The sequence below is a fragment of the Mesorhizobium norvegicum genome (genome assembly GCF_004919685.1).
Taxonomy (GTDB): domain Bacteria; phylum Pseudomonadota; class Alphaproteobacteria; order Rhizobiales; family Rhizobiaceae; genus Mesorhizobium; species Mesorhizobium norvegicum.
In genome coordinates this window covers 1-10105 of sequence record NZ_SMYZ01000151.1, presented here as the reverse complement: position 1 = coordinate 10105, position 10105 = coordinate 1, and the positions used below count along the sequence as shown (strand labels likewise).

The 10105-nt window shown below is 63.4% G+C and carries 14 protein-coding genes; 5 read left to right on the top strand and 9 right to left on the bottom strand.

Annotated features, from left to right (window positions below; all coding sequences use genetic code 11):
- The 5 genes from FCU66_RS39665 to FCU66_RS39645 all read right to left on the bottom strand — a co-directional run.
- Positions 1-1422: diguanylate cyclase domain-containing protein (locus tag FCU66_RS39665; protein WP_136625503.1), on the bottom strand; the 1422-nt coding region annotated here is incomplete at its 3' end.
- Between the two features lie 133 nt (positions 1423-1555).
- Positions 1556-1765, bottom strand: a complete 210-nt coding sequence (locus tag FCU66_RS39660) for a hypothetical protein (RefSeq protein ID WP_136622259.1) — start codon at positions 1763-1765, stop codon at positions 1556-1558.
- Positions 1766-1792: 27 nt separating this feature from the next.
- A complete protein-coding gene (locus FCU66_RS39655) occupies positions 1793-2578 on the bottom strand; it encodes a DUF3313 domain-containing protein (protein WP_136622258.1) in 786 nt (261 codons plus the stop codon).
- A gap of 2 nt (positions 2579-2580) precedes the next feature.
- Positions 2581-2988 (bottom strand): hypothetical protein, encoded by a 408-nt coding sequence (locus tag FCU66_RS39650; protein WP_136622257.1) that lies wholly within the window; start codon positions 2986-2988, stop codon positions 2581-2583.
- 191 nt (positions 2989-3179) lie between these two features.
- Positions 3180-3788 (bottom strand): TetR/AcrR family transcriptional regulator, encoded by a 609-nt coding sequence (locus tag FCU66_RS39645; RefSeq protein ID WP_136622256.1) that lies wholly within the window; start codon positions 3786-3788, stop codon positions 3180-3182.
- 301 nt (positions 3789-4089) lie between these two features.
- Between FCU66_RS39645 and FCU66_RS39640 the strand changes: the two genes are divergently transcribed.
- On the top strand, positions 4090-4539 hold the full coding sequence (locus FCU66_RS39640) for an ester cyclase (RefSeq protein WP_136622255.1): 450 nt from the start codon (positions 4090-4092) through the stop codon (positions 4537-4539).
- Between the two features lie 292 nt (positions 4540-4831).
- Positions 4832-5902: a phosphatase PAP2 family protein gene (locus FCU66_RS39635; protein WP_136622254.1), complete on the top strand. Its 1071-nt coding sequence runs from the start codon at positions 4832-4834 to the stop codon at positions 5900-5902.
- Between the two features lie 87 nt (positions 5903-5989).
- Here the strand turns inward: FCU66_RS39635 and FCU66_RS39630 are convergent, their stop codons facing one another.
- Together FCU66_RS39630 and FCU66_RS39625 are read right to left on the bottom strand one after the other, a co-directional pair.
- Entirely contained in the window at positions 5990-6526 is a 537-nt protein-coding gene (locus tag FCU66_RS39630; RefSeq protein WP_136622253.1) for a hypothetical protein, read from the bottom strand.
- 121 nt (positions 6527-6647) lie between these two features.
- Positions 6648-6974: a DUF1330 domain-containing protein gene (locus FCU66_RS39625; RefSeq protein ID WP_023813864.1), complete on the bottom strand. Its 327-nt coding sequence runs from the start codon at positions 6972-6974 to the stop codon at positions 6648-6650.
- Positions 6975-7149: 175 nt separating this feature from the next.
- On the opposite strand from FCU66_RS39625, the gene FCU66_RS39620 reads away from it, so the two are divergent.
- Positions 7150-7842 carry a winged helix-turn-helix transcriptional regulator gene (locus FCU66_RS39620; RefSeq protein ID WP_136622252.1) on the top strand — a complete coding sequence of 231 codons (693 nt, stop codon included), beginning with the start codon at positions 7150-7152 and terminating at the stop codon, positions 7840-7842.
- 46 nt (positions 7843-7888) lie between these two features.
- On the opposite strand, the gene FCU66_RS39615 is transcribed toward FCU66_RS39620, so the two are convergent.
- Together FCU66_RS39615 and FCU66_RS39610 are read right to left on the bottom strand one after the other, a co-directional pair.
- Complete coding sequence (locus FCU66_RS39615; protein WP_136622251.1) at positions 7889-8287, bottom strand: helix-turn-helix domain-containing protein; 399 nt, start codon at positions 8285-8287, stop codon at positions 7889-7891.
- A complete protein-coding gene (locus tag FCU66_RS39610; RefSeq protein WP_136622262.1) occupies positions 8287-8583 on the bottom strand; it encodes a type II toxin-antitoxin system HigB family toxin in 297 nt (98 codons plus the stop codon). Before FCU66_RS39610 ends, FCU66_RS39615 begins: the two co-directional genes overlap by 1 nt.
- A gap of 139 nt (positions 8584-8722) precedes the next feature.
- On the opposite strand from FCU66_RS39610, the gene ada reads away from it, so the two are divergent.
- Positions 8723-9835, top strand: a complete 1113-nt coding sequence (ada, locus tag FCU66_RS39605; RefSeq protein ID WP_168992195.1) for a bifunctional DNA-binding transcriptional regulator/O6-methylguanine-DNA methyltransferase Ada — start codon at positions 8723-8725, stop codon at positions 9833-9835.
- Between the two features lie 12 nt (positions 9836-9847).
- Positions 9848-10075, top strand: a complete 228-nt coding sequence (locus FCU66_RS39600) for a hypothetical protein (RefSeq protein WP_136622249.1) — start codon at positions 9848-9850, stop codon at positions 10073-10075.
- Positions 10076-10105: the final 30 nt, after the last annotated feature.

Here is a 10105-nt window from a genome sequence, read left to right as displayed (position 1 = left end):
GACATGGCGGCTTTCCTGCCAGGGCCGGCCCAGCAGATGGATTTCCTGCCCGAACAATTTCAGCCTTCCGTCTTCCATGGCATCGACGGTGTCGGCGGCGACGCGCGCGGCATTCAGCCCGCCCGATCCCGCTTCCGCCGCCGCGGAGAACACCGCGAAACGGTTGCGGCCGGCAGCCTTGGCCGCGTAGCAGGCGTCGTCGGCGCAGGCCAGCGCGTCGGCCACCGTAGTGCTGGCGTCATCGATGAAGGCGATGCCGATCGAGGCCGCCAGCTTGCGCGTCGACGCGGCCGGGCCGAGATCGGCCTCGCGCACCGCGCCGAGCACCGCGGCGGCGATCCGCTCGGCCTGTGCGGCATCGCAATGCGGCACCAGCAGCGCGAATTCGTCACCGCCCAGCCGCGCCGCGTGCGCGGCCGGCGGCAGGCAGGCGCGGATGCCGGCGGCAACGCTCTTCAGCGCCAGGTCGCCGGCGGCGTGGCCGGCAAAGTCGTTGAGCGCCTTGAAGTAGTCGAGATCGACATAGAACACCGCCAGCGGCGCGCCCGCCGCAATATGGTCGGCGAGCAGCCGGTCGAAGGCGGAGCGGTTCCACAGGCCGGTCAGCGCGTCGTGACGGGCGGCATAGGCGAGTTCCTGCTCGCGCAGCTTTTCCTCGGTGATGTCGCGCACCGTGCCGAGGATCTGGCCGGCAGCACCCGCACCGGCGATGGAGCGCACCAGCGATTCAACATGCCGGACCTGGCCGTCCCGCCGGATGATACGGTATTGCGAGGCCGTGACACCGTCCGAACCGGGCGGCGGCAGATGAGCCTGCTCGGTGGCCTCCTTGTCGTCTGGGTGCAGATAGCTGTGCCAGAGGCCGGCCGTCACCTCGTCGGTGTCGGCAACGAGGCCGAATATGTCCCTGGTGCGGGCGTCCCAATAGCTCTTGTTGGTGGCGATGTCGTAGTGCCAGATGCCGGTGCCGCTGGCGGCGAGCGCCAGGCGGAAGCGCACATTGACCTGTTCGAGCTCGGCTTCGGCCGCCTTCTGCTTGGTGATGTCGGTCTGCACGCCCATCAGCCTGAGCGGTTTTCCCATCGCGTCGCGCTCGACGATGCCGCCGCGATCGAGCACCCACACCCAGTGGCCCTGCTTGTGCTTCAGCCTGAGCTCGGTCTCGATGGCGTCGGTCTGTCCGGCAATATGGCGATCGCCGCTGGCCAGCGCCCGCTCACGATCGTCGGGATGGGTCAGTTGCAGCCACAGGTCGCTGGCGCTGGCAAGTTCGCCTTCATCGTAGCCCAGCATCCGCGCCCAGGTCGCGGAATAGAAGCAGTCGCCGGTCGCAAGATCCCAATCCCAGACGCCGAGATGAGCGCGTTCCAAGGCCTTCGCCCAGAACGTTCCATTGCGATTTTTCTTGTCCTGACGCGCCATCGTCTGTTTCGCTCATTCCCCGCAGCGAGGCAATCTGCAGCAAAACCAGAGAAGAAACAGTTACCGCGTGGGGCCACGAGATGATCCGCGCGGCGCGGTCGTCGTTCAGTCATTCGCGGCGCCCGCCGAACCGTCACGGCGACCACACTCTTTCCGCCGAGGATTTCGCCGGCTGTTCGGGCTTGCCGAAGGGGCTGCTTCGCTCGCAGCCGAGCAAGGCCAGTGCGGCCATGAGGATGACTGCACGAAAAATCACACGATGCATCGGATGTCCTTCGATCAGACTCAAAGCCGTCAACCAGAGCTGCCAGATGAAGAACCAGGCAATTGAAATGGCCTCCATGGCCTGGCGCTCCTTCTGGTCCGGGTGTCACTTCAGCTGCGCAACAAGCGCATCCGCGCCCTTGTCGATGCCGGCCTGCGCGGCGGCCAGCGGCTCCATGCTGGCCTTGATGTTGATCGGGCTCGGATATTGCTTGGTGACGAACGCCTTCAGCAGGCGATTGGTCGGCGCATCGAAGATTTCGACGGCGTAGATGACGGAGCCGGTCAGCGACCCTTCGCGGTCGCGAGCGGTCTGCACGGTGTTGTAGACGCCGCCGGCAATGTCGAAGCGCGACAGCGTGCCAAGAACCGGCGTGTTGGCTTTCGCGCCGGTCAGCGTCAGCCGCACGCGCAAGGTGTTCGGCCCCGGCTTGCCGGCGAGCGCGAACCGGCTCTTCAGCCTTTCGGTGAACCGGGCCTGCATGTAGCTGGCGATCGCAGCCCTGTCGCTTGCCGGCATCTTGCCGAACTGCCCGTCCCCGCCCCGGTAGATGATGACGGGATCGACGATGACGCTGCTGTATTTTCCCCAGTCGACCGCGGTCGAATAGCTGTAGGGGACCCGCCCGGTCGCGTCGCGCGGATTGGGTGCGAGTTCAGCCGATGACGACAACCCCGAATAGGCGACCGGATCTGTGCTGACGCAGCCTTGGACGGTCAGGCAGAGCCCGGCAATGGCAAGAGCAATTCCAGGAAAAGTGCGTCGCGGTTTTCCCGGGAAAAGCGCATTGCGCTTTCCCTTGGGAATTGCGTCAAGACAAAGAGAGGGAGCGGTTCCGCGTTTCCGTGAAACGGTGAACCGCTCCAGCGAAGTCCGGATGGTCTTGTGCATTTTCAATGTCCTATTGTGAGCAAAAGGGTGATGACGGTGACCGGGCAGAGGCTTGCCGGCACGCACAGCGCCATGCGCGCGGCGCGCAAACAGGCATGGCGGCGCGACGGCCTCCTGGCCGCATGGGCGAAGACCTTCGAGGCAAGATGAAGTAGCGGCAGCAAAGTGAGGATCGCCGCCAGCACAAGCAACAGCATCTGCGGCCGATAATCCGACAACGCCCAGGGATCAGGTGCGGCGGCGCGCAGGCGGTCGAAAAGCCGCATGGCCATGAGGGCCGTCATCAGGTCGACGACGCACAGCACGAGACCGGTTGCCACCAGCGGCGTGAAATGGAAGGCGGCTGGCCGCCATATGGCGAACGGCCGAGGGATCAGGGGTTGCGTCCGATGCCGGGTCTCGCGGGGCATCACCCGCGCCGACATGTGTCCATGAGCCGGAGACGTCCCGCCGGAGGGCTTCAGCCGGGCCAGTTGCCAGCGGCTTGCAGGCCATCCAGCACCGCACCTCGTCCCCTGCCGAACCATACCTGCACCCCTCGCTCTTGCGTTGGGTGTCGTATAGCAGCCAAAACCTAATTTGCAAACCGTCTAGTCGGTTTTTATTTTTGAGCGCCGCCTGAGGGCGAAACTGGGCTGTCCTTGGCGGCAGCTGAGTCCGGCCACTGTTCATTATCGAGGAGGCGCTCGAACAGCCGCTCCCGATCCTCATCCGACAGCGAGCAGATGCCCATCATTGTCGTCAGGGCCAGGCCCTTGGCCGCGAACAGGCGAAGCGTCGCGAGATCGGGGTCGGTCGCCTCGGATCGAATGGCCTCGACCTTCCTGGCATCGGTCTCGCGCAGCCCCGAAAGCAGCGCCGGGTTCTCCGCCAGAGCGCCGAGCAGGCCGAAGGCGACCGAATGCGGCTCCGCGATGGCCTTGCGTTGCACCGCGATCTGCGCCGAGAGCTGGGTTTCCTTCATGTCGGCGCCGGCCGCGGCCAGATAGTCCCTGGAGAAGTTCTCGAAGAACTCGACCTGGTTCTCCAGCAGCGTCTTCAGCACGGCTTCCTTGGTGCGGAACTGATGCATCACGCCACCCTTGCTCAGGCCACCCTCGCGGGCGATGGCATCCAGCGTCAGCCGCCCCGGTCCATCACGCGCGATGATGGCAAGCGCTGCCTGGATGATGGCGCTTCGGGATCGTTCGGAACGGGAGACATTGTCCATGGCGACTTCCTGCGGCAAATGACGGCAGCTGACGCCGTGACGGCATCCGCGTCCATCAGATAGACCTGAACCACGGCAAAAACAATCCGACCGGTCTGTTTATCGCACCATGGTCCGGACGCCGGCGCCCTCCCCGCCTTTCGATTGGCCGGCAAGAACCGGAGTTTTGCACCCGCCGGATCGCACTACTGCTTGCCCCAGGTCATCGGCGAAGACCGGTGATCCCTGGCAAAGGCATGCCGCCCAAAAGTGCCCCGCGGTTTTGGGAAAACGGCATGCGCGACACAACAAGGACCTCCCAATGACCAAGCAAGAAGACAACAAGGCCGTCGTCGTCAGATGGTTCACCGACTTCTGGGGTGAAACCTGCGATCTGTCCGTCGTCGACGACATCGCAGCACCCGACATGCTGCTGAAATACTCGCTGCACGAGCCGCGCCGCGGCCGCGGCGACATCAAGGCCTTCATGACCGACTTCCGCGCCGCCTTCCCGGACCTCAACTTCTGGGCCACGGCCGACCTGATTGCCGAGGGCGATTATGTCGTCGGCCAGTGGGAGGGCGGCGGCACGCATACCGGCCCGGCCTTCGGCGACTTCCTCGCCGGCTCGCTGCCGGCCGCCACCGGCCGCACCATGCGCTTCACCGGCACCACCGTGCTGAAGGTGATCGACGGCAGGATCGTCGAGGAGATCGGCCTCGATGACGGCGTCGCCGCCCTCACCCAGCTCGGCCTGATCAAGGCCGCCTGATCGAGCCGCACGATTGATAACAGGGCCATCGCCACCCAGGCGATGGCCCTGTTTCAACCGTAGCCGAAGCCTGATGACAAGGCAGCCTAACGTTGAAAGCCTCGAAAGGCACCGAATGATGCCAGCGCGTTGCCACGCAGCATCTTCGTAAACAGATCATTGCCAACAAAAAATGTATTATATCTATCTGATATTTAATATTCTAATTGGAAATAAGTGTAACCGGATGGTAATATTTCATCCGCGAAATACCCCACAACAATCTTCTGGGCAGCTGGCGGGATGTCCTTCCATGAGTGAGCACACCGGGCAGCTGGGCGACAATCGCCGCCCAGCTGCAATCCTTGACCTGGACATCGCGACAACCAGGAGCGGCTGGCTGCTGGTTGCCTTGTGTCTGACCTACGCCGTGACCGCTCTTTGCCTGCAGCCGGATCGCTACCTGCATCTGGCGCAATCCTATGCCGAGCCGTTCGCCTTCTTCCTGCCCGCGCTTCTGGCGGCTGGCCTTGGCCTGGCGGGGCTGGCATTTGCCCGACATACCCCGACAAGGTTCATCCTCGACATACTCAGGCAGCGTTGGCTGACAGCCGCGCCTGTCATCCTTCTGTTCTTTCTCGGCGTCACCGCCTTCACCACCTTGAAGGTCGCCATCCCGGACACGGTGCCGTTCTACGCCGACCGTGCCCTGGCGGAGCTTGATCTTCGGCTGCATGGCGTCGATCCCTGGACATGGGCGCACAGCGTCGTTCCCGAACCGGTCTCGGCCGCCATTTTCGCCGGCTATGGATATGGCTGGCTCGTGCAATGGTTCGGCACGGTGCTCTTCGTCGCCTTCTGGAACAATCCGGTCAACCGCTTGCGCTATCTATGGGCGTTCGCGCTGACCACGATCCTGTGCGGCACCGTTCTTGCGACCCTGCTGTCGTCCACCGGCCCGATGTTCCACGACCAGTTCTACGGCGGTGACCGGTTTGCCGCACTGCAAACCGCCCTGGCGCAGAACCGCTACGCCACCTCGGTCCATGTCTATGCCGACTATCTGCTTGCAACCTACCGGAGTGGCCGCCCGGAACTGGGCGGCGGCATCTCCGCCATGCCAAGCATGCATGTCGCCATCGTCACTCTCAACGCGTTTTTCCTGGCCGGCTTCGGTCGTCGGTGGGCAACCGCCGGCTGGTCCTTCGCGGCCTTCATCCTGTTCGGCTCGGTTTACACCGGCTGGCACTATGCCGTGGATGGCTATCTCTCGATCCTTGTCGTGTCCCTGCTCTGGTACCTGACCGGGCGGTTCGTTCTGCCGCAAGCGAGCCGGGACACCGCCGACGTGGGTCTGGCGCTTCCCGACCCGGCGCCACCATGACCTGATCTGGCTGAGGCCGGGGCAACCTCGCCCCGACTGCCTTTCGGGAGAGTGCCAGGCGGCGTTGGCGCCACCTGGCCTTGCCGACTACTGGCTCGGCGCCATCGTGTGTTCGCATGACACTTTTGGGTTCATGTCGGCGAAAGTGCCGGTCGGATTGCCCTTCCAGGCCCAGACATGCAGTTCGTAAAACTCACCCAGGCCGTAGCGGTTGGGCGCGCTGTTGAAATTGAACAGCTGTCCGTCCAGCGACGCCGGCCCCTTCGAGGTGATGTATTCGACCGCCACCAGTTGTAGCGTGCCGTCAGCCATCGGCTCGTACATCACCGCTTCAGGCCGGGCGATATCGATCTTGTCGTCCTTCAGATATCCGCCGTTGACATAGTGGATGCCCATGGCGCCGCCGGTGATGCCGCTGGCGCAGGGAATGGGCGCATAGCCCTCTGATGTAGCGGCCTTGACGTCGAGAAACCGGCTGTTGGCGGCCCGCACCTTGTCGGCCAGCGGATTGGGGCCGGACGCCGGCGCAGCCGCTTCCTGATGCGCCTGTGCGAAGGTGGTGCAGACAGCCAGCATGGCCCCGGCCGTGAGAAGTCTGTTGCGAAAGTTCGATATCATCTTCATTCCATTCTTCTTGAAAAAGCCCAGCTGGCCGGCCGCCGAAAATACGGAGGCCCGGCAGGCAAGCGCTGTGGCTGTTGTTGCATGGAGATCCCGAAATCGATGTGACGACTACCGGGAAGGATCATCCCTTCGGCAGATACGGGATAGTTCCGGCCAGATCGGTGTTGTCGATCATCTGGAAACGGCTGTCGCTGCCGCCCTGACGGGCCGAAACGAAGGGCGCATAGGCCGGATCGTTGGTGAAGGCGCGGGCCGCCGCTTCCGACGGGAACGCCATCAGGGCGATCAGCGTGGTGTCGAGCGGCTTGCCTTCGAGCGTTTTCACATTGCCGCTGCGCGACAGATATCTGCCGCCATGCTTGTGGACGAGGTCGTGCACCGAGGCAGCGTAGGCCGGCACCCACTGCGGGTCGTTTATCTTGATGTCTGCGATAACGTAGGCGGTCATGGTAGTCTCCTGGTTGCGGCGCACAGGGTATCCCGTGCAACCGGCCAAAGGGCTCGCATGGCAGGACCCTCGCCAACCAGTCCGCGATCTGTACCGGGGTAGTACAGTTTCCGTACTGGCCGCTTCATTCATGAAGGCCTAATGTTCGACCCAGTTCGAGGGAGGGACACAGATCATGACCCAGCACGGATACAAACAGTTCTGCCCGCTATCGATGGCCGCCGAGGTGCTGTGCACCCGCTGGACGATGGTGCTGATGCGTGAATTGGTGGCGGGTTCGACCCGCTTCAACGACCTGCGCCGCGGCGTCCCCAAAATGTCGCCAACCCTTCTGTCGCAACGGCTGAAGGAGCTTGAGATCGCCGGGATCGTCGAGCGCGGGGAGGTCCAGGGCGAGAAGGGGATCTTCGACTATCGGCTGACGGAGGCAGGCCGCGATTTGCGCCCGGTCGTCGAGGCGATGGGCTTCTGGGGGCAGAAATGGGTCGAGTCCCGGCTGTCGCTGAAGAACCTCGATCCGTCGTTGCTGATGTGGGACATGCGGCGCAATTTGAACCCCTCGCCGCTGCCCGAGGGACGCACGGTGATACAATTTCTGTATCAGGACCTACCGGCGTCCAAACGGTCATGGTGGCTAATCGTCGAGAAGCACGGCGAGGTCGATCTGTGCTGGTACGATCCCGGGTTCGACGTCGATCTCTACGTCTCGACCGACCTGCACACGATGACAGCGATCTGGATGGGGTTGCTGACGGTCGAGAAGGCCGGCGCGAAGGTTTCCCTGACCGGCGACCAGGCCATCGGCAAGAAAATGCAGGCATGGCTCGGACTCAGCCCGTTCGCGGTGGAACCCAAGCGCGCGGCGTAGGAACGAGGGCTCGAGGAGATAGTGATCAAGCGCCGCGGGCGACGGCTTAGGCGCGCTTGCGGCCCCTGTCATTTGCAAGGTGATAGGGTTGCACGAGGACTTCGGCGGGAATGTTCCATTCCTTGTTCAGTTTGAAGACCATATCCAGGGTAAGCGCCCGCTTTCTGTTCAGCACCTCGGTCGCCCGGGGCGATGACCCGATCACCTCGGCCAGAGCCTTTCGCGACAGGTTGAACAGTTGCATGTGCGAATGAATAGCTTCAACGGGATCGGGTGCTTCAATCGGATAGTGCTTATCCTCATAAGCCTCGATCAAAGTTGCGAGAACGTCGAAGCGGTCACCATCGAGAGAGCCGACCTCCGGCTCATTCTCGAAATACCTGGTGATTTCGGCGATCGCCCAATCGTAATCGGCTTCGGTCTTAATGGGTCGAATATTTTCCATCACACCTTCTCCGGATCAATCTTGTCATACTCTTTGTGCGTCCCGACGAATTTAATCAGAACACGGTGAAACTTGTAGGCGACGTGGACAATCAAGCGGTATTTATTGCCGCCGATGTCGAAAATGATTCGATTGTCGCCGACGAAATCAACTGTCGCCCCAAACGCATCCTTGACGTCAGCCGGGGTCTTCCAATCGGCATTGCTGACAGCTACATACCAAGCCGTCAAAGGAGCTTCAGCCTGATTGTGTTTGGTCCAAAAGTCCTTCAGCGCCTTTTTGGCAATGATCTGCATGGCCTGATATAGCAACTTCCCAAATTGGGAACAAGAGGGAATTTCCCAGATTGGGAAAGCCATCGATCCTGCTTCCAACCTCCTGACAGTTGGCAGGAAACGGGTGGCGAGGCCGTCTTTCAGCGGCTTCAATGGGGTCATGTTCATCACCCTGGCCAAGAATCTGAAATCCGCGCCGCTGCCGGTTGCCGATGATCCGCGCTGGGCGCGTATCGTTGCGCGCGACAAAGCGGCCGACGGCGAATTCTGGTATTCGGTGGCGACGACCGGCGTCTATTGCCGGCCCTCCTGCCCGTCGCGGCGCGCCAACCCCAGGAATGTGCAGCTGCACGGCACGCTGGATCAGGCCAGGGCGACCGGCTTTCGCCCGTGCCGGCGCTGCAATCCGGATGGTCCGTCGCTCGAGGCCGGCAACGCCGCGATGGTCGCCGCTGCCTGCCGCAGGATCGAGCGGAGCGAAGAAGAGCCGTCGCTGGCTGAACTGGCTGATGCCGCCGGCCGCAGCGCCGGCTATTTCCACCGCGTCTTCAAGGCCGTCACCGGGCTGACGCCAAAGGATTTTGCTGCCGCGCACCGCGCCGCCCGGGTCCGCCAGGGCCTGGAAGACGGCGCCAGCGTCACAGCGGCGATCTACGACGCCGGCTTCAATTCAAGCGGGCGTTTTTACGAGAAATCGACCGGCATGCTCGGCATGACGCCGACGCGCTATCGCGCCGGCGGCGCCCATGAAGAGATCCGCTTCGCTGTCGGCGAATCCTCGCTCGGCACCATCCTGGTCGCGTCGAGCCAAAAGGGCGTCGCCTCGATCCTGCTCGGCGACGATCCCGACACGCTGGTGCGCGACCTCCAGGACCGTTTCCCCAAGGCGCGGCTGATCGGCGGCGACCGCGACTATGAGGCGCTGGTCGCCCGCGTCATCGGTTTCGTCGAAGCGCCGGCGCTCGGCCTCGACCTGCCGCTCGACGTGCGCGGCACCGCCTTCCAGCAACGCGTCTGGCAGGCCTTGCGCGACATCCCCGTCGGCCGCACGGTTTCCTATGCCGAGATCGCGCAGCGCATCGGCGCGCCGAAGGCGACCCGCGCCATCGCCGCCGCCTGCGCCGCCAACAGCCTTGCCGTCGCCATTCCCTGCCATCGCGTGATCCGCAAGGACGGCGCCCTGTCCGGCTACGCCTGGGGAGCGGAGCGCAAACGCGCGCTGCTCGACCGTGAGGCGGCGTCCGACAATGCCAACCGGTCGGTGCGGGCCTGACGAGGACCGGCAATGCGCGCGATGGCAAGGTCTCCCACCACCGATGCGATCAGCCAGACCCAAGCTGCCGGCAGCCGGCGCGCCCCTGACGCGAAATCACTGGTGATGACCGTCATCGGCCAGATGGTCGATGACGGCGAAGCCGAATGGAGCCGCACCGCGACCGGCGAGATTGAGCTGCGGCTTTTGACCGGTGAGGTGTTCGTGCTGGGCGAGATGTTCGTCACACGTGTCGAATGAGCACCATCAGCGCTCTACGGCGCCCCCCTC

Excerpts from the sequence above, each read along its gene's own strand:
- FCU66_RS39655 (WP_136622258.1), bottom strand. The coding sequence starts at position 2,578 with ATGCACAAGACCATCCGGACTTCGCTGGAGCGGTTCACCGTTTCACGG.
- FCU66_RS39645 (WP_136622256.1), bottom strand. The coding sequence starts at position 3,788 with ATGGACAATGTCTCCCGTTCCGAACGATCCCGAAGCGCCATCATCCAG.
- FCU66_RS39600 (WP_136622249.1), top strand. The coding sequence starts at position 9,848 with ATGCGCGCGATGGCAAGGTCTCCCACCACCGATGCGATCAGCCAGACC.
- FCU66_RS39615 (WP_136622251.1), bottom strand. The coding sequence starts at position 8,287 with ATGGAAAATATTCGACCCATTAAGACCGAAGCCGATTACGATTGGGCG.
- FCU66_RS39620 (WP_136622252.1), top strand. The coding sequence starts at position 7,150 with ATGACCCAGCACGGATACAAACAGTTCTGCCCGCTATCGATGGCCGCC.
- FCU66_RS39630 (WP_136622253.1), bottom strand. The coding sequence starts at position 6,526 with ATGAAGATGATATCGAACTTTCGCAACAGACTTCTCACGGCCGGGGCC.
- FCU66_RS39660 (WP_136622259.1), bottom strand. The coding sequence starts at position 1,765 with ATGGAGGCCATTTCAATTGCCTGGTTCTTCATCTGGCAGCTCTGGTTG.
- ada (WP_168992195.1), top strand. The coding sequence starts at position 8,723 with ATGTTCATCACCCTGGCCAAGAATCTGAAATCCGCGCCGCTGCCGGTT.
- FCU66_RS39650 (WP_136622257.1), bottom strand. The coding sequence starts at position 2,988 with ATGCCCCGCGAGACCCGGCATCGGACGCAACCCCTGATCCCTCGGCCG.
- FCU66_RS39640 (WP_136622255.1), top strand. The coding sequence starts at position 4,090 with ATGACCAAGCAAGAAGACAACAAGGCCGTCGTCGTCAGATGGTTCACC.
- FCU66_RS39625 (WP_023813864.1), bottom strand. The coding sequence starts at position 6,974 with ATGACCGCCTACGTTATCGCAGACATCAAGATAAACGACCCGCAGTGG.
- FCU66_RS39635 (WP_136622254.1), top strand. The coding sequence starts at position 4,832 with ATGAGTGAGCACACCGGGCAGCTGGGCGACAATCGCCGCCCAGCTGCA.
- FCU66_RS39610 (WP_136622262.1), bottom strand. The coding sequence starts at position 8,583 with ATGCAGATCATTGCCAAAAAGGCGCTGAAGGACTTTTGGACCAAACAC.